The 23,567-nt window shown below is 73.1% G+C and carries 21 protein-coding genes and 1 pseudogene; 9 read left to right on the forward strand and 13 right to left on the reverse strand.

What is annotated here, in order from left to right; genetic code table 11:
• Nucleotides 1–166: 166 nt before the first annotated feature.
• A complete protein-coding gene (locus tag J2S43_RS16295) occupies nt 167–796 on the forward strand; it encodes a hypothetical protein (protein ID WP_306830037.1) in 630 nt (209 codons plus the stop codon).
• A gap of 3 nt (nt 797–799) precedes the next feature.
• Nucleotides 800–1,630: a class F sortase gene (locus J2S43_RS16300; protein WP_306830038.1), complete on the forward strand. Its 831-nt coding sequence runs from the start codon at nt 800–802 to the stop codon at nt 1,628–1,630.
• A gap of 144 nt (nt 1,631–1,774) precedes the next feature.
• On the opposite strand, the gene J2S43_RS16305 is transcribed toward J2S43_RS16300, so the two are convergent.
• The 3 genes from J2S43_RS16305 to J2S43_RS16315 all read right to left on the reverse strand — a co-directional run bounded on the left by J2S43_RS16305 (nt 1,775) and on the right by J2S43_RS16315 (nt 4,855).
• Entirely contained in the window at nt 1,775–2,179 is a 405-nt protein-coding gene (locus tag J2S43_RS16305; RefSeq protein WP_306830040.1) for a VOC family protein, read from the reverse strand.
• Nucleotides 2,180–2,987: 808 nt separating this feature from the next.
• Nucleotides 2,988–3,416, reverse strand: a complete 429-nt coding sequence (gene arfB, locus J2S43_RS16310) for an alternative ribosome rescue aminoacyl-tRNA hydrolase ArfB (RefSeq protein WP_306830042.1) — start codon at nt 3,414–3,416, stop codon at nt 2,988–2,990.
• Between the two features lie 50 nt (nt 3,417–3,466).
• Nucleotides 3,467–4,855: an NAD(P)/FAD-dependent oxidoreductase gene (locus J2S43_RS16315; protein WP_306830044.1), complete on the reverse strand. Its 1,389-nt coding sequence runs from the start codon at nt 4,853–4,855 to the stop codon at nt 3,467–3,469.
• A gap of 516 nt (nt 4,856–5,371) precedes the next feature.
• On the opposite strand from J2S43_RS16315, the gene J2S43_RS16320 reads away from it, so the two are divergent.
• Entirely contained in the window at nt 5,372–6,160 is a 789-nt protein-coding gene (locus tag J2S43_RS16320) for an alpha/beta hydrolase-fold protein (RefSeq protein WP_306830046.1), read from the forward strand.
• Between the two features lie 146 nt (nt 6,161–6,306).
• On the opposite strand, the gene J2S43_RS16325 is transcribed toward J2S43_RS16320, so the two are convergent.
• The 3 genes from J2S43_RS16325 to J2S43_RS16335 all read right to left on the reverse strand — a co-directional run bounded on the left by J2S43_RS16325 (nt 6,307) and on the right by J2S43_RS16335 (nt 9,950).
• Nucleotides 6,307–6,846, reverse strand: coding sequence for a putative immunity protein (locus tag J2S43_RS16325; protein ID WP_306830048.1), 540 nt, complete (start codon nt 6,844–6,846; stop codon nt 6,307–6,309).
• 219 nt (nt 6,847–7,065) lie between these two features.
• The gene (locus J2S43_RS16330) at nt 7,066–8,397 is read right to left on the reverse strand and encodes a glycoside hydrolase family 10 protein (protein ID WP_370881631.1); all 1,332 of its coding nucleotides are present in this window, start codon (nt 8,395–8,397) and stop codon (nt 7,066–7,068) included.
• A gap of 251 nt (nt 8,398–8,648) precedes the next feature.
• Nucleotides 8,649–9,950 (reverse strand): MFS transporter, encoded by a 1,302-nt coding sequence (locus J2S43_RS16335; protein ID WP_370881762.1) that lies wholly within the window; start codon nt 9,948–9,950, stop codon nt 8,649–8,651.
• On the opposite strand from J2S43_RS16335, the gene J2S43_RS16340 reads away from it, so the two are divergent.
• Complete coding sequence (locus J2S43_RS16340) at nt 9,837–10,940, forward strand: DNA glycosylase AlkZ-like family protein (protein WP_306830052.1); 1,104 nt, start codon at nt 9,837–9,839, stop codon at nt 10,938–10,940. The genes J2S43_RS16335 and J2S43_RS16340 overlap by 114 nt on opposite strands.
• A 27-nt stretch (nt 10,941–10,967) precedes the next feature.
• On the opposite strand, the gene J2S43_RS16345 is transcribed toward J2S43_RS16340, so the two are convergent.
• The 4 genes from J2S43_RS16345 to J2S43_RS16360 form a co-directional block, all read right to left on the reverse strand.
• A complete protein-coding gene (locus J2S43_RS16345; protein WP_306830054.1) occupies nt 10,968–12,650 on the reverse strand; it encodes a DUF885 domain-containing protein in 1,683 nt (560 codons plus the stop codon).
• A gap of 97 nt (nt 12,651–12,747) precedes the next feature.
• Nucleotides 12,748–14,094: a metallopeptidase TldD-related protein gene (locus tag J2S43_RS16350; protein WP_306830056.1), complete on the reverse strand. Its 1,347-nt coding sequence runs from the start codon at nt 14,092–14,094 to the stop codon at nt 12,748–12,750.
• The gene (locus J2S43_RS16355; RefSeq protein ID WP_306830058.1) at nt 14,091–15,527 is read right to left on the reverse strand and encodes a TldD/PmbA family protein; all 1,437 of its coding nucleotides are present in this window, start codon (nt 15,525–15,527) and stop codon (nt 14,091–14,093) included. Before J2S43_RS16355 ends, J2S43_RS16350 begins: the two co-directional genes overlap by 4 nt.
• 10 nt (nt 15,528–15,537) lie before the next feature.
• Nucleotides 15,538–15,885 carry a hypothetical protein gene (locus J2S43_RS16360; protein WP_306830060.1) on the reverse strand — a complete coding sequence of 116 codons (348 nt, stop codon included), beginning with the start codon at nt 15,883–15,885 and terminating at the stop codon, nt 15,538–15,540.
• 200 nt (nt 15,886–16,085) lie between these two features.
• Here J2S43_RS16360 and J2S43_RS16365 point away from each other — a divergent pair, with 200 nt between their 5' ends.
• Entirely contained in the window at nt 16,086–17,114 is a 1,029-nt protein-coding gene (locus tag J2S43_RS16365; protein ID WP_306830062.1) for a sulfotransferase, read from the forward strand.
• Nucleotides 17,115–17,327: 213 nt separating this feature from the next.
• A pseudogene (locus tag J2S43_RS42215) lies at nt 17,328–17,957 on the forward strand (NACHT N-terminal helical domain 7-containing protein); the annotation flags it as partial.
• 2,550 nt (nt 17,958–20,507) lie between these two features.
• Here the strand turns inward: J2S43_RS42215 and J2S43_RS16370 are convergent.
• Nucleotides 20,508–20,678 (reverse strand): DUF5990 family protein, encoded by a 171-nt coding sequence (locus J2S43_RS16370; RefSeq protein WP_306839307.1) that lies wholly within the window; start codon nt 20,676–20,678, stop codon nt 20,508–20,510.
• On the opposite strand from J2S43_RS16370, the gene J2S43_RS16375 reads away from it, so the two are divergent.
• The gene (locus J2S43_RS16375; protein ID WP_306839815.1) at nt 20,658–21,014 is read left to right on the forward strand and encodes an alpha/beta fold hydrolase; all 357 of its coding nucleotides are present in this window, start codon (nt 20,658–20,660) and stop codon (nt 21,012–21,014) included. The genes J2S43_RS16370 and J2S43_RS16375 overlap by 21 nt on opposite strands.
• Here J2S43_RS16375 and J2S43_RS16380 read toward each other — a convergent pair.
• The gene (locus J2S43_RS16380; protein ID WP_306830064.1) at nt 20,992–21,495 is read right to left on the reverse strand and encodes a hypothetical protein; all 504 of its coding nucleotides are present in this window, start codon (nt 21,493–21,495) and stop codon (nt 20,992–20,994) included. The two genes, J2S43_RS16375 and J2S43_RS16380, sit on opposite strands and share 23 nt — an antisense overlap.
• 68 nt (nt 21,496–21,563) lie before the next feature.
• Between J2S43_RS16380 and J2S43_RS16385 the strand changes: the two genes are divergently transcribed.
• Together J2S43_RS16385 and J2S43_RS16390 are read left to right on the forward strand one after the other, a co-directional pair.
• The gene (locus tag J2S43_RS16385) at nt 21,564–22,016 is read left to right on the forward strand and encodes a Gfo/Idh/MocA family protein (protein ID WP_306830065.1); all 453 of its coding nucleotides are present in this window, start codon (nt 21,564–21,566) and stop codon (nt 22,014–22,016) included.
• A gap of 324 nt (nt 22,017–22,340) precedes the next feature.
• Nucleotides 22,341–22,526, forward strand: a complete 186-nt coding sequence (locus tag J2S43_RS16390; RefSeq protein ID WP_306830067.1) for a hypothetical protein — start codon at nt 22,341–22,343, stop codon at nt 22,524–22,526.
• Here the strand turns inward: J2S43_RS16390 and J2S43_RS16395 are convergent.
• Nucleotides 22,488–23,555, reverse strand: coding sequence for a beta propeller repeat protein (locus J2S43_RS16395; protein ID WP_306830068.1), 1,068 nt, complete (start codon nt 23,553–23,555; stop codon nt 22,488–22,490). The genes J2S43_RS16390 and J2S43_RS16395 overlap by 39 nt on opposite strands.
• Between the last annotated feature and the right edge of the window lie 12 nt (nt 23,556–23,567).

Here is a 23,567-nt window from a genome sequence, read left to right on the forward strand (position 1 = left end):
CTTCGGCAGAGCGGCCCCCGAGCTGAGGACGTAGAATTCGGTGAATTCGTGTCCGATGGGATCCGTGTCGGTTCCGGGACACCATGCGTGACGGACTGCTGGCACCATTACGCGGTTCCACAAGAGATCTGTCCCTCACCGCCGACTTTGCGAAGAGGCATCGGGCATGTCCGACTACAGACCACCGCAGACACCTCCGCCGTCGAACCCGCCGCCGCCGTCCGACCCACCACCACCGAGCAACCCGCCCCCGGCCTACGGGGCCGGTGGCGGTGCCGGCGGCGGCCGTGGCAGGACCACGTGGATCACCGTGGCGGGCGTGCTTCTGCTGCTCCTGTTGCTGCTGCTCCTGCTGGCGTTCTGCCGCGGCGGCGACGAGGATCCGGCGGCCTACCCGTCCGGCTCACCGAGCCCGGGCACCAGCGTCACGACACCGGCCCCTCCGACGTCCGCGCCGCCGACGACCGGCAGTCCCAATCCGTCGTCGACGGTGCCGGGTGCCTACCCGACCACGTCCGCAGACCCGTCGCTCACGCCGACGGCCTACCCGACCACGGCCGGCCCGACCACCGGCGGCCCGACGGCCTACCCGACCACCGGCGGGCCGACGGCTGAGCCGACCACTCCCGGGCCGGGCGGGGGCACCACGGGTCCGCCGTACCCGAGCGGCGGGCCGGACACCGGTGTCGGTGGCGGCGAGAGTGGCATGAACGGGACGCTGCTCGCCGGCCTGGCACTGCTGGCCGCGGCCTGCGCCGCCACGGTCGCCGCGGTCCGGCGCCGCCCGTCCCGCTGACCCATGATCGACGAGGTTCGGGCACGGCTTCGGCCCCGCGTCGCGGTGGCCGCGGCCGTGCTCGCACTCGCCGGCACGGTGCTGACCGTCCAGGGTGCCCGGCAGGAAGCCGCGGCCGACGCCGCCGAGGCGGCCCGCGCGCACGCGACCGGCTTCCCGGAGGAGCCGTCGGCGGTCCCGTCGGAGTCGTCCGCGCCTCCCGCCGAGGCGGGGGCGGCCGAGGGAATCGACACGGTGATCCCGGCGCCGACGTCGTCGGCCGGGCCGTCGATCCCGGCGCCGCCCGCGAGCCGGCGGCTGGGCGGAGACCCACGGTGGACGGTGCTGCCGCGCAGCGTGCCGGAGGCGGTGGAGATTCCGTCGATCGGGGTCCGGTCGGCGCTGATCCCGCTCGGGCTCAGACCGGACGGCACGGTCGAGGTGCCGCCGCTGACCGGCAGCGCACCCCCGGGTTGGTACCGGCATTCCGTCACACCCGGCGAGGCCGGACCGGCCGTCCTGCTCGGACACGTGGACTCCGCACAGACCGGCAAGGGCGTCTTCTACCGGCTGACCGACCTGGACCGCGGCGCCGAGATCCGGGTCACCCGCCGCGACGGGACCACCGCGGTCTTCACGGTGACGAGCATGCAGCGGTACGCGAAGTCGGCGTTCCCGACCGAGCACGTCTACGGCCCGACCGACGCCCCCACCCTGCGCCTGGTCACGTGCGGCGGTGTCTACGACCCGGTGGCCCAGACGTTCGTCGACAACATCGTCGTCTACGCCACCGCTCAGCCCGCACCGGCCACCGGCAATCCCGACTCCGAGGCGGACGGGCGCCCGGTGCACTGAACGCGGTCAGAACGGCGACGCCATAGCGATCAGAACGGCGACGTGATCGCCGTCAGGCCGGGAACGTGATCGCGATCAGGCCGGGGACGTGATCGCGATCAGGCCGGGAACGTGATCGCGATCAGGCCGGGAACGTGATCGCGATCAGGCCGGGGACGTGATCAGCCAGAGGTGGCCGTCCGGGTCCGCGACGGTCGCGCTCGTCATGCCCCACGGCTGTGCGGCCGGGGACGCAACCGGTGTGCCGCCCGCCGCCACGGCACGGTCGAAGGCGGCGGTGACCTGCGTTGAATCCTCCACTGCGAGCTCCAGCACGGTACTCACCGCCTGATCGTCGGCCATCCGGCGCTCGCCGATCGCCCAGTCGAAGCCACCGGTCGGGACCAGAATGATCAGCACGCCGTTGCCGACGTCGAACTGCAAGGGCTCCGGTAACCCGTCCGACGCGATCTCACCGACGGCGGGGAGTCCGAAACCGTCGGAGTAGAAATCGTGCGATGCCTGCCGGTCGGTGATCGGGAGACTGACGGAGAAACCCGTGAAAGTCATGTTCGCAGCGTAGCGGCTGGCGTTGTCGACAGCTCCGGGGTCGTCGGGTTGTTCGGGCGCGCATCATGGCGCCTCCGGCGGAGGGCAAAAGGCTGCCTCCGGCGGATCTCGGGCTCCGGGGAGGGCCTGCTTCCCGTGGTGGTGCCCGTTGCGTCGGCCCGGTCTCGTTAGCGCGATGGCAAGGCTGGGTGTCGTGTGCCTGGCTGCCCCGTCCGCCGTCGTCCAGGCGAAGCCGAGCAGATCTTCGGCAGGGCCGCCAGCCTGGGTGGGGGTCGGCAGGGTAGGCGCTGGCGCGCCTTCCTTGCCTGGGCGGCGGTTGCGCTGTGTGTGGCGGCCCTGCCGAAGATCTGCACCCCAAGGGTGGTCGACGGCAGACGGAGCATCCAGGCGGCGGCGGTCTGCGCGGTGCGCACGAAGAAGAGGCAAAATCGGCCTCGCGGCCGGGTGGAAGGTGATCTCGTGTCGCAAATCGTTGGTATCCGGCCGTCTTAACAACGATTTGCGACACGAGATCACTCCAACCTCTGATCGCCATCCGCCTTTATTGTGAAATATCGGTCAAGGGCCGCGTGTTGAGCACGCGACTCGAAGCCGACCGACTCGAAGCCGACCGACTCGAAGCCGACCGACTCGAAGCCGACCGACTCGAAGCCGGCGGACTCGAGGTCTCGGCATCGAGATCGGCGACCACGAGGCGACCGGGCACGTCGTGCCCGAAATTTCGGCATTCAGCGTGTCGCTCGCTGAGCGCTTCTCGACGCGACGCCGAGGAGTCGGTACACCCCCGCGATGACCGGCCAGGAAGACGCTAGTCCAGGTCTCCGCCGCGCCGGCCCCGCTTGACGGCCCCGCGCTGCTTCTTCGCCACGAGTCGCCGCTCCACGGCGCCGCGGGACGGCTTTGTTGCCCGGCGCTGACGTGGCGGGGCCGCCACGGCGCGGGCGATGACCGCCGCCAGCCGGGCCCGGGCCGCGTCGCGATTGCGGAGCTGGGAGCGGAACTCCGATGCCACGATCGTGAGCACACCGTCGACCAGCCGGCTCCCGAGACGCTCCAGCGCTCGGTCCCGCAGGACCGGCGGGAGCACGGTCGACGCCGTCACCGACCAGCTCAGCTCGACGCGGCTGTCCGTCGTGTTCACGCCCTGCCCGCCGGGGCCGCCCGCGCGGGAGAACCGCCAGCTGAGCTCCGCCGCCGGGATCACCAGCCGGTCGGAGACGTGAAGATCGTCCGCCATGCCCACCACGGTAGTGGGCGGACCGGACGGTCCGCCCACCCGTACCGTGGTCAGGGCCTTGGCACCGGGGATCCGAGCTTGGAGACGGCGACCGGGGCGGGCACGCCGTCGTGGGCCGGGACGGTCGTGTCGAGCAGGCCGAGGCGGCGGATGGCGCCGCGGGCGACGACCTGCTGGGTGGTGGTGACGCGTTCGGAGCGGCCGGTGCCGACGAACGAGACGAACCAGTGGCCGATGGTGGAGAGGCGGTTCTTGAAGCCGACCAGGTAGAGCAGGTGGACGGCGAGCCACATGAACCAGCCGATGATGCCGGTGAAGTGCAGTTTGCCGGTGCTGGCCACGGCGGAGAAGCGGGAGATCGTGGCCATGCTGCCCTTGTCGTGGTACTTGAACGGCTCCGGCGCGGGCTTGCCGGCCAGGCGCCGCTTGATCGTGTCGGCGGCGTACCGGCCGCTCTGGATGGCGACCTGAGCGACGCCGGGGAGCCGGTTGAGCGACATCATGTCGCCGACCGCGAAGATCTCCGGGTGGCCGGGGACCGTGCAGTCCGGGTTGACGAGGATGCGGCCGGCACGGTCGGTCTCGGCGCCGGCGGCGGCCGCGATCTTGCGGGCGAGCGGTGGCGCGGCCACGCCGGCGGCCCAGATCTTGGTGGCCGCCTCGATGCGCTGTGCGCCGCGGGCGGTCTCCACGTCGATGCCGCCCTCGTCGACGCCGACGACCTTCGTGCCCAGCTCGACCTCGACGCCGATCCTGTGCAGCTGGCGGAGGGCCTGGGTGGACAGGTGGTCGCCGAAGCTGGGCAGCACCGCGTCGACCGCGTCGACCAGTATCACCCGCGCGCGCTTCGGGTCGATCCGCCTGTACTGCCCGGGGAGCGTGCGGTGCGCGAGCTCGGCGATCTGGCCGGCCATCTCCACACCGGTCGGTCCGGCGCCGACGACCACGAACGTGAGCCAGCGGTCGATCGCCTCCTGGTCGGTCTCCAGCTCGGCCATCTCGAACGCCCCGAAGATCCGCCCGCGCAGCTCCAGCGCGTCGTCGATGCTCTTCATGCCGGGCGCGTTCTCCGCGAAATGATCATTGCCGAAGTACGACTGGGAGGCGCCCGCGGCCACGATCAGCGTGTCGTAGGGGACCTGGTATTCGATGCCGGTCGGCGCGTTCGCCGTCACTATCCTCTTCTCGACGTCCACCTCGGTGGCCCAGCCGAGCAGCACATCGACGTTGTCCTGCCGCCGCAGGATCTCGCGCACCGGCGGCGCGATCTCGCCCTCGGAGAGGATGCCGGTCGCCACCTGATAGAGCAGTGGCTGGAACAGGTGATGGGTCGTGCCGTTGATCATGGTGACGTGCACGTCCGCGCGTTTCAGCGCCTTCGTGGCGAAGAGTCCGCCGAACCCGGCGCCCACGACGACAACTTTGTGTTGCTCACTCATGGCTCTCCCTTTCCCCCGAAGACCCCGAAGCTCACGTTACGGCCTGCCCGTCCTGGATGGGCGGTAATACCTGTCACTGCGCCTCCGCTGATTCCAGCGTGGTCATCCCACAGCCGCGAGCTTCGGGCCAGGCCGGGGCCAGGCAGTGTTCCCGCTGACCACCGGCCGCTCAACCCACAGCCGCGAGCGTCGGGCCAGGCCAGGGCCGGGCAGATCAAAGTCTGGATCTTCCCGCTTCCGGCGTGGTGCGGCCCGTTTGCTCCCGCGGGCAAACCTCGCGGCGGCCTCCGCCGGCGCTCCGGTCGCCGCGTCGGAGCCGGTGACGTCGCTGGTCACGGAGGAGCCGCGCGTTCGCGGGCGGTGGCGTTCCCGGGTGCGACTCCGGTTCCGGCGCGGACGGGGCGGTGCGTCGCGACCGCCATGGTCTGTCGTTGAGCGGCCGCCCGCCAGTGGTCGGCGATAACGCGTGGCGGGCGGTGTGCGTCGCCGACTGCCGTGGTCCGTCGTTGATCCATTATGCGACGACGAACTGTGCTGGTGGCGTGTCTGACCACCGCCTCGGCGGCCGTTGCCGGAGCCGGGGTCTGGAGCCGCCGGGGTGGGCCGGCGCCGCTGCTGCCGCCGGCACCGGCCGGGATGGAGCGGCTGGAACGGATGTACTCCGTGGCGCGCGGCCGGGTCGTCGACTTCTGGACCGCGGTGCCGCACGGGCACGGGGACGGGGCGGACCTGCCGGTGTGCCTGGTACTGCACGGCAGCTCGAAGCGCCCGCCGGACTTCCCCGCGCTCGGCCTGGGCGGCTTCCTCACCGACGCGGTGCGCCGGGGCGCCCCGCCGTTCGTCCTCGCCGGTGCCACCGGTGACCGCCTGGCCTGGCAGCCGGCCGGCGCCGACGACCCACAGCGGATGGTCGCGGAGGAGATTCCCGCCTGGTGTGCCCGGCGCGGCCTCGACTCCGGGCGGCTCGCGGCCTGGGGCTGGTCGATGGGCGGCTACGGCGCGCTGCTGCTGGCCGAGTCCCGGCCCGGCCTGCTCCGCGCGGTCGCCGCGTTCTCCCCCGCCGTCGGTCCCGGCGACCCGGTCTTCCGTGGCATCACCCGCCTGGGTGCGACTCCGGTCGGCCTCTGGTGCGGCACCGACGATCCGCTGTATCCGCCTGTCCGCACCCTGCACGACGCGCTGCCCGCCGAGCCCGCGGCCGGCGGCTACGGCCCCGGCCGGCACAACTTCGGCTACTGGAGCACGATCCTGGCGCCCGCGTTCGACTTCATCGGCGCGACGCTCGACGGCTCAGCCGCGACGTGAGCCGGCGTGCCACATCGGCTGGAGCGCCGGGCCGTCCTCGGGCAGGGCCAGCCGCGGGCCGTGGTGGGTGAAGCCGTGCCGGGCGTACAGCCGCTGATTCCGCGGGGTTGACGCCTCCATCGGAGGCGTGCGCGACGCCGCGCTGGTCAGCGGGCGCCGCGTGGTGGGCTCAGTGCCGCGTCGAGGGTCCGGATCAGTTCGCCTGCCCGGCCGCGGCCGGGCGGGGCGGGTGGGTAGCGGGCCAGGACGCGCGCCACGATCGGGCCGGCCAGCACGCGGGCTTGGTCGATGGAGGCGGCGCCACCGTCGAGTTCGCGGGCGTGGGCGGCGTGCCCGGCCGCGCCGAGGATGTGCAGGACCTGGGTAGCCTTGGCCAGCGGGTGCAGGAACGGCGCGCTCGCGGCCGCCAGCGCGGCGCGGGCCGCCTCGGCCGCGGCGGGCGCGCCGCCGTCGCGGGCCTCCTGGTAGGCCCGCTGCGCCGCCCAGGCCGCGTCCCGGATCGCCCTGGTGCGCCGGCCACCGTCCGCGAACGCCCGCGCCGCCTCGATCGCCGCGCGCGGGCGCGGATCGCCGGGGCGGGCGCGTTCGAAGATCGGCAGCGCGGCTTCCGCGCAGGCCACGGCGAACGCGGCGACCGCGCGCAGCTCGTCCGTGCCGAGTTCGACGGTCGGGTTCTCGTCAGCCACCCCGTCAACCGTATCGTTGAACGGCCGTTTGAGGCTTTGTCCACGATCCGGACGCGCGGCCATCGTCATACCTTCAACCCTGGGTCTTCGTCTCCACCCCGGGTCCGGCAGGGAGGCCGCCCGCGGCCGACCGGTGCCCGCGGGAGCACTGGGAAGGTGCCCACGCCGGAAGCGGGAAATGACGTTCTTGAACGCCTCCGGCGTGGTCCTGAAAGGAGGTCAGCCAGCGGTGCAGGAGGTGATCTGCGGGCGGGCGGAGCTGTTGCCGTTCATCATGGTGGTGAAGCCGAACGTGTTGCCGCTGCCGTTGGACCGCATGGTCAGCACGGTGCCGCTCGCGTCCACGGCCGGGCTGCCGCTCCAGGTGGTGGAGACCCGCTGCGGCGAGGTAAGCGTGACGACCACCGACCAGCTGGATGCGCCGCTGACCGTGACCGAGGTGTTGTAGCGGTCGCCCCACACCTGGCCGGGCGTGACCGACGTGGTGCAGGTGCCGGCCGGCGGTGGTGTGGTGGTGGTGGCCGGCGGTGGCGTGGTCGGGGTGCCGGTGCCGCTGTTGAGGGCGGCGAGCACCGCGTCGTAGGCCGCCTTCTTCTGGCCGCTGCCGTTGAACAGCAGCGGGCTCTCGCCGGATCGCCACGAGTCGGAGTCGCGGATGCCCCACACGGTGATGCCCTTGCAGCGCGGGACCGCGAGGCAGTCGTTGGTCACGTTGCGGTACGCGTCCGCCGGGGCGTTGCGGATGTCCAGCTCGGTGATGTGCACGTCGACGCCGAGCGCGGCGAAGCTGGACAGCGTGGTGCGGTAGTTCGGCGGGTAGTTCGACCCGCCGGTGAAGTGCGACTGGAAGCCCACGCAGTCGATCGGGACGCCGCGCTGCTTGAAGTCCTGCACCATGCGGTAGACGCCCTGGGTCTTCGCGTCGGTCCAGTTGTCGGTGTTGTAGTCGTTGTAGCAGAGCTGCGCGTTCGGGTCGGCGGCGTCCGCGGCCCGGAACGCGGCCTCGATCCAGTCGTTGCCGGTGCGCTGCAGGTTGGAGTCGCGCCGGCCGCCGCTGCCGCCGTCGGCGAACGCCTCGTTGACCACGTCCCACCAGGCGACCTGGCCGCGGAAGTGGGTGGCGACCTGGGTGATGTGGTTGAGCATGGCGTTGCGCAGCGCGGTGCCGGACATGTTCTGCATCCAGCCGGGCTGCTGCGCGTGCCAGGCCAGGGTGTGGCCGCGGACCTGCATGCCGTTGGCGCGGGCGTGCGCGACGATCCGGTCCGCGTTGCCGTAGCTGAACTGGTTCTGCTGCGGCTCGGTCGCGTCGATCTTCATCTCGTTCTCGGGCGTGACCTGGTTGAACTCGCGGTTCAGGATGGTCGTGTAGGCCGAGTCGCTCAATCGGCTCGCCGCGACCGCGGTGCCGAAGTAGCGGCCCTTCTCGGCGGCGGACGCGCCCAGTGTGGTGCCGGCCTGGGCCGCGGTGCTGACGCCGACCGCGAGGCTCGCGGCGAGCGCGCCGACCGCGGCGATGAGCACCGCGCGCCGTGGTGTCGAGACAGTCACGTGGTCCTTCCCTTCTGCGCCGGGCGGGACGGGGGTGGGTGCACCGGCGGCGCCTCAAGGTTACGAAACTTTTCCGTAACATCCAAGAGTGTAAATGTGTTATCGGCGCGTGAATACCCGGGTCGTAGCGGTTCGGAAGCGTCCGGAAGTTTTGGAGAATGTCGTCGATGATCCGCTACTGCTCGCGGGCCTCGGCGCCGATCGCGCCGGTGAGGACAAGCAGCGCCTTCCACAGCGCCAGCCGCCGATCATCACGATGCGGCGGTCGGCGAAGCAACCGGTTTCACCGCGACCGCGCGGGCGGCGAGCACGATCACGGCGGCCAGCACGACCGGGATCGCGAGCGCGGCCGGCAGCCCGGCGAGCGTGGCGCCGCCGCCGATCAGCACCGGGCCGGCGAAGAAGCCGAGCCAGCCGATGCTGGCGGCGCGGGCGATCGCGCGGGCGGGCCGGTCCGGGTTGCGCGCGCCGGCGGCGGAGAAGACCTGCGGCGCGATCGTGGACAGTCCGGCGCCGAGCAGGCCGAAGCCGACCACGCCGGCGACCGGGTGGCCGATGATCAGCGCCGTGCCGAGCCCGCCGGCCGCGAGCAGGCCGCCGGCGCGGACCACCGCGACCGGGCCGTAGCGGGCGGTGAGCGGGTCACCGGCGAGCCGGCCGGCGGTCATCGCGGCGAAGAACGCGGCGTAGGCGCCGGCCGCGAGCGCCGGGGAGCCGCCGAGGCTGTCGCTGACGTAGACGGTGCTCCAGTCCGCGGCCGCGCCCTCGCCGATCAGGGCGCAGAAGGCCAGACCACCCAGCAGGAGTACGCCGTGCAGCCGGCCGGCATCCTGTCGTACCCCTGTGGCAGGGTGTTGCCGGGTGCGCACCGACACCGCCCAGAGCGCGACCGCGGCCAGGATCACCGCGACCGAGGCGAACGTGACGGCCGGCCCCACCTCGGCCGCGGCGAACGCGCCACCGGCCGCCGCGCCCAGGAAGCCGCCGACGCTGTAGGCGGCGTGGAAGGAGGACATGATCGGCGAGCCCCAGGACCGTTCGATCTCGACTCCGCGCGCGTTCATGGCCACGTTCAGCGTGCCGTGCACCACGCCGAAGGCGAAGAGCGCGACCACGAGCGTGCCCAGGTCCGGTGCGAGCGCGACCGGGACCAGCAGGACGCCGTCGACCAGCGCGACCGGCGCCAGCACCCGGCGTGTGCCGAACCGGTCGACCAGCGCGCCGGACACCTGCATGCCGGTGATCGCGCCCGCGGCCAGCGCGAGGAGTGCGAGGCTGAGCAGGCCGTCGGTGAGGCCGAGGTGCTCCTTGATCGCAGGGATGCGGGCGGTCCAGACCCCGATCAGCGTGCCGTAGAGCAGAAAGAGGAGGGCGGTGGCGAGACGCGCTTTCTTCATCGCCCGACGATAATGCCCGTCGACAGCGGAGGAGTGGACACTGTGGAGGTCACGCGGGAGCAGGTGCTGGGGTTCCGGATCCGGGCGCAGCAGCTGGACCGGGCCGCGGGCACCGGCTCGGTGGAGGACACCGCGCTGCTGGATTACGGCGCGCAGGACACCGGGCCGGACGGCGCGCTCTGGGCGCTGCGGATCCGCGGGGTGGACACCGCGGCCGTCCCGGACGACGCGGTGAGCATGCTGTGGACGCTGCGCGGCGGCCCGCACCTCTACCGGCGCGCCGACCTGCCGGACATCGCGGCCGCGGTCGCGCCGTTCGACGACGAGGACGCGGGCAAGCGCATCTACGACGCGTCGAAGCCGCTGCGCCGGGCCGGGATCGGCAATCTGGAGGCGCTCGACACGGTGGCCGCGCAGATGCGGAAGATCGTGTCGAAGCCGACCGTGAAGGGCGACGTCTCCGGCCGGTTGAGCGCGGTGCTGGACCCGCCGCACCTGCGGTTCTGCAAGCCGTGCGGTGTGACGCACGCGTGGGAGATGCCGTTCCGGCTGGCCGCGATCCGGGCCGGCCTGGAGCTGCGGCCGGGCACGTCACCGCCGGTCCTGCAACGCATCCCCGGGTTCAGGGCGCGCAGGACGGTCAAGCCGGAGTTCGACGTGATCCGGGCCTACCTGCGGTTGCTCGGGCCGGCCGTGCCGCAACAGGTGGCCGCGTTCCTGGACGCGCCGGTCAAGACGGTGGCCGAGCGCTGGCCGGCCGACGTCACCGAGGTGCTGGTCGCCGGCCGGAAGCGCTCGATCCTGACCGCGGACGTGGACGCGCTGACCGCCGGCCCGGCCCCCGGCGTGACCCGGCTGCTCGGGCCGTACGACCTTTTCGTCCAGGCCAAGGACCGGGAGCTGCTGGTGGACGACCCGGCGCGGGTCAAGGCGATCTGGCCGGTGCTCGGCCGGCCCGGCGTGGTGCTGCTCGACGGCGACCTGCTCGGCACCTGGCGTCCCCGCAAGCAGGGCAAGCGGTTCCGGCTGGAGGTGGACCTGTGGGCGCCGGTGCCGCCCGATCAGCGGAGGGCGGTCGAGGAGCAGGCCGAGCGGCTGGCCGAGTTCCGCGGGGTGCCGCTGACCGGCCTGGACATCTCGGACTGAGCGAGTCCGGGAAGCCGAGATCCCCGATCAGCGGCCGGCGGTGTCGATCCAGTGGCCGACCCGGGTGTCGAGGACGTCCAGCGGGAGGGCTCCGTCGCGCAGGACCGCGTCGTGGAAGTCGCGGAGGTCGAAGCGCGGTCCGAGCGTGGTCTCGGCGCGGTCGCGGAGCGCCTGGATGCGCAGCTGACCGATCATGTAGGAGGTGGCCTGGCCGGGGATCGCGATGTAGCGGTCGGTCTCCTTGCCGATGTCGGCGCGGGGCAGCGCGGTGTGCGCGGCGAAGAACTCGACGGCGCGGTCGCGGGTCCAGCGCTTCGCGTGGAGGCCGGTGTCCAGGACGAGGCGGCAGGCGCGCCACATCTGCATGGAGAGCATGCCGAAGCGGGTGTACGGGTCGTCGCCGTACAGGCCGAGTTCGTCCGCGAGCCGTTCGGCGTAGAGGCCCCAGCCCTCCACGTACGCGCCGAGGCTGTAGTCGTGGCGCCGGAACGCGGGCACGTCCGGCAGCTCCTGGGCGAGCGCGACCTGTAGGTGGTGGCCGGGGACGGCCTCGTGGTAGACGATCGCGGCCATCTGGTTCTTCTGCGCCTCCGCGAGGTTCGCGAGGTTCGTGTAGAAGCGCGCGGGACGGCCGGCGGCGGCGGAACCGGGCTCGTAGAACGCGATCGGCGCGGTCGCGGCCCGCCACTCCTCCACCGCGCGCACCTCGACGGGCAATGCGGGGAGGGTACGGAACGCGCGCGGTGCGGCCGCGGTCGCGGCGGCGATGTCCGCCTCCATGTCGGCCAGGTACCGCGCGCGGCCCGCCTCGTCGTCGGGGTAGCGGAAGCGGGCGTCCGCGCGGATCGACTCGCCGAACTCCCGCGCGGTGCCGGTGAAGCCGGCGGCGCGGGCCACCTCGTGCATCTCGTCCTCGATGCGCGCGACCGCGTCCAGCCCGATCCGGTGGATCTCGTCGGCGGTGAGGCCGGTCGTGGTCCAGCGGCGCAGCGAGGCGGCGTAGTAGGCGTCGCCGTCGGGCAGGCTCCAGGCACCGTCGTCGGTGCGCGGGCGGGCCGCGACCTCGTCGATCGCGGCGCTGTAGCGGTCCCGGCCGGCGCGCACCTCCTTCTCCAGCACCGACTGCGCGGCGGTCAGCACGGCGGTGTCCAGGCCGAGCGCCTCGACCTCGGCGGTCAGGTGGGTGAGCAGCGGGCCGTCCTCGTACGGCTTGAGCGTGTTGCGGAGGTGGACGATCTCCCGCGCGGTCGGCACGATCCCGAGTCGCCGCTGGGTGTCCAGGCGGACCGCCAGTTCCTCCAGCACGCGCCCGACCTCGCGCAGCCGGGCGACGTAGCTCTCCGCGTCCTCGGCGGAGACGACCGGGTGCCGGCTCATCATGAACCCGGCGGCCGTGTCCGGGCCGCCGTCGACCGGTGAGGACGGCGAGATGTGGTACCGCCACGGCGTGAGGTCGCGCAGCCGGTCGACGCGGGCGGCGAACAGCTCCGCGTCCAGCCGTTCGGCCGGGCTGAGCGTCTCCGCCGGGAAGCGTTCGCGGAGCTGTGCGAGCTGGGTTTCGAGCAGCTCGGCGCGGCGCAGCCAGGCCGCGTCGGTGTGGTCGTCGAGCCGGGTCCGGTCGTGCGGCAGCCCGAGCGTGGCCGCGGCCTGCGGGCTGAGCGCGATCTCGGCCTCGAACGCGGAGCGGAGGAAGTCCCGGAGAGTGTCCACGGCCCGAATATATCCAGCGGCTCTCCGACGGCCACGACGTGCCGGTGATCGGGGCGTCCCGCATGCCGTTCAGCGATGTGCGGGACGCCCTCGCTGATCAGCCGGCCGCGTTGCCGGTGTAGTTCCAGGAGGCCAGGCGCAGCGCCGGGGCGCGGAAGCCCAGGTCGAGGCGGGTGGCGGGCTGACCGGCCGCGGACGCGCCCACGCCGAGCACCGCGCCGGGCGCGAGCGCCAGCGGGTACGACTGGGTGAAGCGCAGGTTCTGCACCGGCCGGGTGACCTGCCCGTTCTCGATCAGCCACAGCCCGTTGCGGGTCAGGCCGGTCATCACCAGCGTCTTCGGGTCGAGCACCCGCGTGTACCAGTTGTCCGTCACCAGCAGCCCACGCTCGACGTCCCGGACCAGTGCGGACACGTGCGAGTCCGCCTCCGGCCCGTCCACCTCGTCGGCCGGCCCGGCTCCGGACCCGAGCAGGTGCAGGCACGAGGCGAGCACGCCGAACCCGGCGTCGCTGTAGTGGCCGGTGGAGACGGTCCCGGACAGCGCGGCGGTCTGCCGGTCGTGCAGGACCGCCCGGACCGTGCCCTTCTCCACCAGCGGCACCGCGGACCGGACCGTACCCTCCGCGTCGATCGGCAGGCCGATGCCGCCCGGGCCGGCCGGGTCGTCGAGCAGCGTGATCGCCGGGTCGAGCTGACCGGCGCCGAGCGTCACGAACGACATCCCGTCGACGACCGTCCGGCCGTTGAAGCCGTAGATGCCCAGGCAGAGCAGCACGTCCGCGACCGCGGTCGGTTCGAGCACCACCTCGTACCGGCCGGTCGGCAGCGCCTCCGGGTGCGCGGACGCGCGGGCCTTCGTCGCGGCGCGGGCGCCGAGCCGGGCACCGTCCAGGTCCGCGAGGCGGATCGAGGCGAGCCGGGCCACACCGTCCGAGGTGGGCGTGCGGGCGATGCCGTCCAGCGCGGCCTCGGTGGTGCGGCCGCCGGCGACCTGGCCGATCGTGTTCGCGTACGCGGCCTCGTGCAGGGTGGTGGCGACGTACCCGGCGGTCTCCAGGCCACCGGCGGCGCGCACGAAGTCACGGACCCTGGCCGCCCGGTCCGCGGGCGTGGCGGCGGCGGTCTCCTCGTCGTGGTTGCCCTCGGACGGCAACGGCGTCGCCGGGGTCAGGCCGGGCCAGGCACGGTCGGCGGGCGCCGCGTCCAGTGCGGCGCGGGCGCGGGCGATCAGCGCCTCGGGGTCCTGGCCGGACAGCGCCACGGTCCGGCCGTCGCGGTGCACCCGGAGTCGTACCGTCCTGGTCTCGGTGGTGATGTTCTGGTGAATCGCGGAACCGGCGAAACGAGTCAGGCCCCGGGTGACGTGCTGGACGAAGACCTCGGCCTCGGCGCCGGGCAGCGCCCGCCCCGCCCGCAGCACGAGCTCGGCTGCGCTGATCATCCGCGTACCCCCACACGCACGTTCTGGAACCGGGCCGGTGCGGCCGGATGCCCGGTGTGCCCGATCTGGGCCGGTTGGCCCTTGCCGCAGTTCGGCGTGCCGTACGCGATGATCTCGGAGGAGAGCATGTCCATCGAACCCCAGAAGACCGGACCGATCCCGGTGTACGTGGGGTTGCGCAGCAGCCGGCCGCGCCTGCCGCGTTTGACCTCGTAGCCGACCTCCGTGCCGAACTGGAAGTTGAGCCGCTTGTCGTCGATCGACCAGGACCGGTTGGTCTCCATCAGGATGCCGTCGTCGGTCGCCTCGATGATCTCGTCGAGCGTGTGCGGGCCGGGTTCCAGGCCGACGTTCGTCATCCGGACCATCGGCAGCGACTGCCAGCCGTCCGCGCGGACGCTCCCGCCGTAGGGCAGCCCGGCCACGGCGGCGGAGTCCCGGCCGGCCAGCACCCCGACCCACACGCCGTCCCGGACCGCGTCCCGGGCGACCGCGGGCGAGCCCTCGTCGTCGTAGCCGAACGAGCCGAGCGCGCCCGGGATGGTCGGGTCGATCACCACGTTGAGCAGGCCGGAGCCGTAGCGGAGCGCGCCGAGCTTGGACAGGTCGAGCCAGCTGGTGCCGGCGAACGCGGCCTCCCAGCCGAGGATCCGGTCCAGCTCGATCGCGTGCCCGATCGACTCGTGGATCTGCAGCGCGAGCTGCTCGCCGCCGAGGATCAGCGTGGTCTCACCGGCCGGGCAGAGCGGCGCGGACAGCAGCGCGCGGGACTCGTCCGCGATCCGTTCCGCGTGCGCGGCCAGGTCCAGCTCGTTCACCAGCTCCCAGCCGCGGGTGCCGTACTGCCCGCGGTGCGACGGGTAGGACCGCCGCTGGGTCTCGCCGTCGCCGATCGCGGTGGCCCAGATGCCACCGCCGCACTCGCGGATGTGCTGGTCGATGCGGTGACCCTCGGACGAGACGAACCACTTGCGGGTGTCCCAGACCTGGTAGAGGCCCTCGGCCAGGTCGGCGCCGGCCGCGTGCGCGGTCTTGGTGGCGCCGGCGAGCAGGTCGCCCTTGTCGGAGAGCGGCACGGCGAGCGGGTCGATCTCGCAGCCGCTGGCCCAGGAGTCGATCGAGGCCGCGGCCGGGGTGAACTCGACCGGACGCCCGGCGACGGTCGCGGACGCCTCGGCGATCTCGGCGGCGGAACGGCCGGCCTTCCGGGCGGCTATGTCGGTCAGGTCGGATATGGCGAAGAAGCCCCAGGCGTCGCCGACCAGCGCGCGCACGCCGAGGCCGGCGTCCTCGCGCTGGGCCAGTTCCTCGATCTCACCGTTGCGGGCGTGCATCGACTCGTACCGCCGATGCATCACCCGCGCGTCCGCATAGCGGGCACCGGCGGCCAGCGCCGCCTCGACCGCCACCTGCGCCTCGTCGAAGTCGCTCATGAACCCCAGGCTATTGGTTCACCGCGTCCTGCTCGCCCTCCGCCGCGCCGCCCTGATCGGCGTCTCCCGCGGGTTCCTCGCCGGCGTCGTCCGCGGGTTCCTCGCCGCAGCGGTTCATCCGCTCCAGGTGGAACAGGCCGCCGGGCTTCTTCGGCGGCGTGTGCGCGAACTCGACGCAGTCGCCCACCTCCAGCCCCGGCACCTTCCGCTCCACCGGGTTCTGCTCGAAGCAGTAGTCCGCCCCCGTGGTCGCGTTGACGCAGACCTTCGGATCGATCGAGATCACCTCGCCGGTACGGTCCTGGGGCGTGGCGGTGCAGGCCGCGAGCCCGGCTCCGGCGAGCGTCAGGACCAGCAAACGGACGAGAGCATGTCCAGCGGGCAAGGCTATCCTTTCAGCGACGTGCGAAAACAGGCGACCGGGGCCGCACGGTCCCGGTCGCCGCCGGATGATGATCGTGATCCGGCCGCGGCGGTCCGCAACCCGTCATACGAAAGCCGGGCGCGCCGCGGATCAACGCTGCACCCCCGGTTTCTCCCTTACCGCGGAAGGTACGCATGAACCTGACGCTCGTCGTCGGCAGCGGCCGCTGCGGCTCCACCCTGCTCTCCCGGCTCCTCCGCGACCACCCCGACGTGCTCAGCGTCGGCGAGCTGTTCACCGTGCTCACCGCCCACCAGCAGGACCTGCCGCTCGGCGAGATGGACGGCGAGGCGGTCTGGTCGCTGCTCACCACACCCAACCCGGCGATGGACGCGCTGGCCGCCGCCGGTCTCGCCCCACCGGAGATGGCCTACCCGTACCGCACCGGCCGCCACCGCCCCGAGACCGGCGTCCCGGTCATCGCCCACGCGGTCCTGCCGTCCCTGACCGACGACCCCGACGCACTCCTCGACTCGCTCGCCCCGGTCGTCCGCGCCTGGCCCACCCGCCCGGCCGCCGCGCACTACCGCGCGCTGCTGGAACACCTGGCCGCGCTGTTCGGCCGGGACACGATCGTCGAACGCTCGGCCGCGTCGCTGCACCTGGTGCCCACGCTGCACGCGGCCTTCCCGGACGCCCGCATCGTGCACATGCACCGCGACGGCCCGGACTGCGCGCTCTCGATGAGCCGGCACGCCGGCTTCCGCATGATCGCGCTCGCCCAGCGCGCCATGCAGCTCGGCGACGTCACGCTCACCCCGAAGCTGACCTCCGCCCACCTCGAGGCCATCCCGCCGGACGCGCTGTCCCTGCTGATCCCGCCGATGGACGCCGCCGCCTTCATGTCCTATCCGATTCCGCTCCCGGTCTTCGGCGCGCTCTGGTCCTCGATGATCGTCGACGGCGTCGCCGCCCTCGACATGCTGCCCGCGACCGCGACTTCCACACTGCGCTACGAGGACCTGCTCCACTCTCCCGAGGCCACGCTGACCCGGCTCGCCGCCACGCTCGGCGCCCCGGTCGACGGCGACTGGCTGGCCCGCTCCCGCGCACTGATCACCCCGGCCACCACCGGCCGGTCCCGCACGCTCCCGCCAGCCGAACTGGCCGCCCTCGAAGCGGCCTGCCGGCCGGGCATGAAAGCGCTCGGCCTCATCGATTGACGAGGCTCGCCCCCTGATCAGTCGTTGCCGCGCCGGACACTTCGCGGTTCGTTGGTCATATCAGCGCCGGCCACAGATCCGGCGATCGGTCGAACATCGGTCCCGCCGCACCGCGACTTCGCGCCCTCCGCGCATTCCCGCGTCCGATACGCCACGTTCCGCCCGCGCCGCGTACCGCGCGGGTGGGTGGTGTCCATACGCGATACTGCGGGCGTGGCCAGGGACTTGAGCTATGACGACGCCGTGCGGATCCTCGGTGGCGACCACGCCAGGATCGCGAAACTGCTGGACACACTGCTCGGCGCGGGGATGCTCGCGCTGGTCGGGCCGTTTCCCGACGTGCTCGGCTGGTTCGATGCCAAGGCCGAGCTGAGCCGGGTCACCACCGATCTGGTCGGCCGGCTGGCGGAGCATCGATCCGGACTGTCCCGGTACGAGCGGACCCGGCGTCTGGAGGCGGCGCACGCGGTGCTGGTCGTCACCGCGTTCTTCGAGGCGCTCGCGGAGGCCGGGGGCCCGCTCGCGCACCGCGACCTCGAGCTGACCCGTGACGAACGGCGGTCCCTGGCCGGCGCCGCCGAAGCGCACGGCTGGCCGGCGCCGCTGCCCGGGCCGGCGCAGCCGCACACGGACTTCCTCGCCGGGCTGGCCGGCTACTACGCGGAGCGCGCGGCGGCGGTCGCGCGGTTCGTGAGCGGGCTCGCCGCGTTCGAGCGGCTCGACGACACCGCCCGGTCGCACGCGCTGGACGCGATCGCGGCCGTGCCCGGGCCGGCCCTCGACCGGTACCGGAGCCTGCTCGGCCGGCTCGCCGCCGACTTCCCCGAGGTGGCGTTCTGGGCCGGGCTGCGCGAGCACGCCGCCACCCATGAGCGGCTGCGCGACGTCGCCACCGGCCTGGACGCGCTGCACGCGACGCTGAACACGCTCACCAGCGGCCGCACCCCGGACGACCGGCGCCGCGATCTGGCCCGCTCCTACGAGTCCGCGTTGAGCCTGCCGATCGCGCCGTCCGGCGAGGTTCCCGCGGGTCTTCGCGTACCCACGCTTGCCGAGGCCTTTCTGCCACAGCTCTACCGCGCCGCGGCCGTCACCGGGCAGGCCGCGCTCAGCAGCGAGGACTGGTGGGAGACGCGACCGGTCCGGGACGACCTGCTGGCGTTCCTGACCTGGCACCTGCACTCGGCCGGCGCGACCGCCGGGCCGCTGCTGATCCTCGGCCAGCCCGGCTCCGGCAAGTCGGTGCTGACCCGCGTGCTGGCCGCACAACTGCCGGCGGCCGACTTCCTGCCGGTGCTGGTCGTGCTGCGCGCGGTACCGGCCAACGCGGACCTGCAGGATCAGATCGAGGCCGCGATCCGGGACGCGACCGGCGACCGCGTCGACTGGCCCGCGCTGTCCCGCTCCGCCGGCGGCGCGCTGCCGCTGATCATCCTGGACGGCTTCGACGAGCTGCTGCAGGCGACCGGCGTGAGCCAGACCGACTACCTGCAGAAGGTCGCCCGGTTCCAGCAGCGCGAGGCCGGCCAGGGACGCCCGGTCGCGGTCATCGTGACCAGCAGGACCAGCGTGGCCGACCGAGCCGCCGCGCCGGAGGACACGGTCGCGCTGCGGCTGGAGCCGTTCGACGTGCCGCGCGTCAAGGCGTGGCTGGACGTCTGGAACCGCGCGAACGCCGGCCGCTTCGCCGGCGGCGCGGTGCACCCGATCTCGCTGGACACGGTCCTCCGCTACCCGGACCTCGCCTCACAGCCCTTGCTGCTGCTGATGCTCGCGCTCTACGACGCGGAGGGCAACGCGCTGCGCTCGGCCGGCGCGCTGCGCCCGGACGAACTCTACGAACGGCTGCTCACCCGCTTCGCGTTGCGCGAGGTGGAGAAGCTCGGCACCGGCCTGCCCGCGCGCGAGGTGCGCCGGCGGGTGGAGGGCGAGATGCGGCGGCTGAGCGTGGTCGCGTTCGCCATGCTCAACCGCGGCGCGCAGTGGGTCACCGAGGAGCAGCTGCAGGCCGATCTGCTGGCGCTGCCCGCGCTCAGCGGCGCCGCGCAGACGACCACCGCGGCGACCGATCTCCGTGCGCCGCTGCGCGCGGCCGAACTCGCGCTCGGGTCGTTCTTCTTCGTGCACCGCGCCCGCGCCAACCGGGACCGGGCGGAACTGGAGACGTACGAGTTCCTGCACGCCACGTTCGGCGAGTACCTGGCGGCCCGCCTGATCCACGTCATCGTGGCCGAACTGGTCAGCCGCGAGCAGGTGAGCACGTTCCGCACCGGCATCGACGACGATCTGCTGCACGCGCTGCTGTCCTTCGCCCCGCTCGGCGCGCGCCGACAGGTGGTGCTGTTCTTCCGCGACCTGACGTCCACGCTGGACGACGAGACCCGAGCGGAGTGGCTCGACGTCCTGACCGGCGTGTACCGTGCCGCGCAGTTGCCAAGACCACCAAGAGCCTTCGACGGGTACGGACCGGAGCTGCTCACCGTCCCCGCACGCGTCGCGGCGTACACGGCGAATCTGCTCCTGCTCGTGCTGAGCCTCGGGCCGGTCACCGCCTCCCGTCTGGTCGGTGGCGAGGCGGCCCGCGGGCGCGACTCCGTGGTCCGGGCGTGGCGGCAGGACAGCCGGCTGTGGCGGTCCCAGCCGGCGGCGAGCGGCTTCGGCGGCCTGCTCGACCTGGTGGCACTGGACCGGGTCTGGGCCGAGGACGGCCGGCGCGAGATCGCGCTGCGCCTCACCGACACACCGCCGCAGCCCCCGGCCGAGGTGGACCTGACCTGGGCCTTCCACGACGCGCTCCCCCGGCCGGAGTCCACACTCCACCTGCGGCGAGAGGCGCACTTCACCTGCCACGACGACGACGATCTGCAGCAGCACCTGAACGACCCGCTGATCGAAGCCCGCCTCGGCACGGCCAGCGGCGCGCTCCTCCCCCTGGGCGAGGAGACGACGACACCGCTCGGCGCGGTGTTCCGGCTGCTCTTCACGGCGGACCTGCCGGTGCCGCAACGGGCGGACGCATATCGGTACTGGGCGGCCATGCCGGCGACCGACCGGTCGTCGGACCTGCTACTCACCACGCTGGCGACCGACCCGCACGTCTTCCCGGTGACCGTGGTCGGCGTCCTGAAGAGCCTGTCCGGCGGCTCACCGGAGAGCTACGCCCGGTGCATCGCGGCGCATCTCGGCCGGCATCCGGAGGCCGACGACGCGCTGTCCCTGATGCTCGAACCGATGATCGACACCCGGGCCGACACGCTGACCCCCGGGCGGGTGCACGCGTTCCTGCGCGCCTGCGAGCTGTCACTGATCCCGCACCCGTCCACTCCCCGGCTGCTGGACCTGATCATCGGCCGGTACGCGACGGAGCGACCCGACTTCGTGGTGCGCGCCCGGTCAGTCCGGGACCAGCTCCCAGCGGACCAGCGGCGGGCGGACGGTGGCGCAGACCGGGCCGCCCTTGGGGTCGGTGAGGGCGAGACGGGCGACGAGCACGCCGCGACCGGCGACAGCACCCGCGAGTAGCTGCGGGCCCGCGTCCGCCGGGTGGATCTTCGCGCTGGTCATCGTGCCCGGCGTGATGACCGACGCGCGCGGCTGGCGGCACGTCGCCGCCGCGATCGAGCGCCCGGAGCCGATCCTCGTCGTCAACCGCCGGCATTCAACGCGTTCGCGCCCGGCCCGGGCAGGTGGGCCGCGCTCGGCATCCCGGTCGACCTGATCGTCGGCGAGGACAACCAGGGCCGGGAGCCCTACGGCACGTCGTTCGCCGCGATCGCCCGGCTGCTGCCGCAGGCGCGCACGCACGTGCTGGCCGGGCAGGGACATCTCGCCCACGTCGAGGCCGCGGGGCAGCTCAGCCGCCGCGTGAGCACGATGATCACAGCCGCTCGCGGAGCGTGACGCCCGGGTTCAGGTGCTCCCACTCGCGGAGCACCTCGTTCGGCACCGAGGCGATGCGGATGCGGTCGCCGCGCACGATCCGGGGGTACTGCTTGGGGATCAGATATTCGCCGATCAGCAGGTTGACCATCAGCAGGAAGACCACGACGAGCAGCGCGCCGGTGCCGAACAGGTCGGTCCGGCCGGAGTGGGCGAGCAGCGAGTAGGCGATCCAGCCGGCCGCGCTGACCCCGATCACGATCATCGCGGGGACGACCAGGCGGCTGCGGAACCGTTCGAGCGCGTAGCCGCGCTGCAGGATCTGCGCCTCCGACTCGGTCACCGGCAGCTGCAGCACCGCGCTCGCGGTGGTGCGCCGCCACAGCGGCAGGCAGGACACCTCGGCGGTCTCCCCGGCATACTCACCGTCGAAGATCGAGCGGGGCGGAAGATGCAGGTGGGACAGGTCGGCCCGTGAGACGACCACGGTGGCGGTGTCCATGATTCCCCCGATCGGTAACACCCGTGACACCACTGTAGGCATGATGGTGATCGAGAGGAGCCGAAAGCATGAGTCCGGTGACGATCGCGCTGGTCGGTGCGGGCCACCGCGGCCAGAAGTACGCCGAGTGGATCGCCGGGAACCCGGACCGGGCGCGCCTGGTCGCGGTCGCGGACCCGCTCCCGCAGCGCCGCGAGAGGGCGGGCGGCACCCCGTACCCCGGTTGGGAGCAGTTGATCGAGAAGGGCCGTGTCGCGGACGCGGTGATCATCGCGACGCAGGACCGGGATCACCTCGGACCGGCCGAGGCCTTCGCGCTCGCCGGCTACCACGTGCTGCTGGAGAAGCCGCTCGCGCCGACCGCGGACGAGTGCCGCCGGATCGTCGCCGCGGTCGAGGACGCCGGCGACCCGGCACACATCCGCTCCGGGCCGGCCGAGTCACTCGCCGCTCACCTCGCCGTCTTCGCCGCCGAGCAGGCCCGGCACACCGGCACGGTGGTCACGGTGCCAGCGGCGTGAACGTCGCCTCGGCCGTGGTGACCGTGCCCGCGCTGCGGCCCGGCGCGCTGTGGAACCGCCAGTAGAGGTTCGTGTGCGGCGATCACCTGCTCCGGCGGCGGCGCACCGCTCTCACGCGGTCGCCACCACGTCGCGCTGCACGTCGATGACGACCACCGCCGTCTTCGGCCGGTCAGTGAAAGAACTCATGGTCATACAACCCCGTGATGCCGTCCGACGTCTTATGCACGACACGGCGGACCGCGTGAGCATCGGGTGAACTACCGGATGAACATCACGCCGGGTGACACTCGCGCTCGTGCGGGACTATGCAGGGAGTACAGCATGACGTGCGGTTGCTCGGTGGCGGGCCTGTCCCGCCCGAACGGTCGCCGGCGGCGCGGCGCGGTCCGCACCTGCGCCCGCTGCCGCCGCTGGTCCGGCCCGTCCGCCATCGCCCCGCACGTCCCGGTCACCATGACCGGCGCCAGCTCATGCAGCGTCGCCACCCCGCCCGGCACCACCGAGTAGCGCGAGCCGGCCCGCCTCTCCGGACGCCCAGCACACCGGGCCGCGCCGCCCGGCCACGCAGTCGACCGTGTCGAAGCTGCCGCCGTCGAGCTCGGACCAGGTCCGGCCGCCGTCGTGGCTGATCGAACTGCCGGTGGGGCCGACCGCGAGCACGGACGCGCCGCGGCCCGGGACCCAGGCCGCGCCGGACCGGTACTCCCCCGGTGGCACCGCGGCCGGGGTCCAGCGGCCGTCGCGCAGCACGGCCGCGCCGGACGGGGCGGACGCCGGGACCGCGTAGTCGCCGCCGACCGCGACCGCGCTGCCCGGGGATCGGAACGCGAGGGAGTAGATGCCGGCCGACGGGCCGGACGGGATCGGCGTGGACGTGACCCGCCAGCTGCGGCCGTGGTCCGCACTGGAGAAGACCCGGGCGGTCGCGCCGCCGCCGGTGGCGAACCAGTATCGCCCGCTCTCGCCCGCGACCAGGCACGTGCCGCTGGCCGCGAACGCGAACTCGCCCGGCAGCGCGGCCGGCATCCGCACGTCGGCGCGCACGGCCCAGCTGCGCCCGCCGTCCGAGGTCGAGAGGATCCGGAACGCGCCGCCGACCGGGTCGGACAGGGCCAGGCCGCGTCGTGCGTCGGTGAAGGCCAGGCAGTCGTAGAACGCGGCCGGGTCGGGGTTGCGGAACGCCTCGGTCCAGGTGCGGCCGCCGTCGCCGGTGCGGTAGACGCGCGAGTCCTCGCCCTCGCCGATCGACAGCGTGACCGCGCGCCGGGCGTCGAACGCCTCGATGTCGCGGAACTGCAGTGCCTCCGTGCCGGACGGCCCCACGGGGGACCAGTGCCGGCCGCCGTCCACGGTGCGCAGCACCGTGCCACCGCTGCCGCTGGCCCACACCACCTGCGACGACACCACGGATAGCCCGCGCAGCCGGGCGGTGCTGCCGGCGTCGGACAGCCGCCAGGACAAGCCCGGCGCCGCGATCGCGGCGGACGGGGCCAGCACCACGACGAAAGCGAGGAAGACGGCACACAAACGCCTCATGCCGCCGAACCT

Source organism: Catenuloplanes nepalensis, from assembly GCF_030811575.1.
Classification (GTDB): Bacteria; Actinomycetota; Actinomycetes; order Mycobacteriales; family Micromonosporaceae; genus Catenuloplanes; species Catenuloplanes nepalensis.

Bases quoted from the DNA above. Each gene is read 5' to 3' on its own strand.
- arfB (WP_306830042.1), bottom strand. From the start codon at position 3,416: ATGGCGGACGATCTTCACGTCTCCGACCGGCTGGTGATCCCGGCGGCG.
- J2S43_RS16315 (WP_306830044.1), bottom strand. From the start codon at position 4,855: ATGAGTGAGCAACACAAAGTTGTCGTCGTGGGCGCCGGGTTCGGCGGA.
- J2S43_RS16305 (WP_306830040.1), bottom strand. From the start codon at position 2,179: ATGACTTTCACGGGTTTCTCCGTCAGTCTCCCGATCACCGACCGGCAG.
- J2S43_RS16380 (WP_306830064.1), bottom strand. From the start codon at position 21,495: ATGGACACCGCCACCGTGGTCGTCTCACGGGCCGACCTGTCCCACCTG.
- J2S43_RS16295 (WP_306830037.1), top strand. From the start codon at position 167: ATGTCCGACTACAGACCACCGCAGACACCTCCGCCGTCGAACCCGCCG.
- J2S43_RS16385 (WP_306830065.1), top strand. From the start codon at position 21,564: ATGAGTCCGGTGACGATCGCGCTGGTCGGTGCGGGCCACCGCGGCCAG.
- J2S43_RS16370 (WP_306839307.1), bottom strand. From the start codon at position 20,678: ATGACCAGCGCGAAGATCCACCCGGCGGACGCGGGCCCGCAGCTACTC.
- J2S43_RS16320 (WP_306830046.1), top strand. From the start codon at position 5,372: ATGCGACGACGAACTGTGCTGGTGGCGTGTCTGACCACCGCCTCGGCG.
- J2S43_RS16350 (WP_306830056.1), bottom strand. From the start codon at position 14,094: ATGATCAGCGCAGCCGAGCTCGTGCTGCGGGCGGGGCGGGCGCTGCCC.
- J2S43_RS16395 (WP_306830068.1), bottom strand. From the start codon at position 23,555: ATGAGGCGTTTGTGTGCCGTCTTCCTCGCTTTCGTCGTGGTGCTGGCC.
- J2S43_RS16390 (WP_306830067.1), top strand. From the start codon at position 22,341: ATGACGTGCGGTTGCTCGGTGGCGGGCCTGTCCCGCCCGAACGGTCGC.
- J2S43_RS16355 (WP_306830058.1), bottom strand. From the start codon at position 15,527: ATGAGCGACTTCGACGAGGCGCAGGTGGCGGTCGAGGCGGCGCTGGCC.
- J2S43_RS16365 (WP_306830062.1), top strand. From the start codon at position 16,086: ATGAACCTGACGCTCGTCGTCGGCAGCGGCCGCTGCGGCTCCACCCTG.
- J2S43_RS16300 (WP_306830038.1), top strand. From the start codon at position 800: ATGATCGACGAGGTTCGGGCACGGCTTCGGCCCCGCGTCGCGGTGGCC.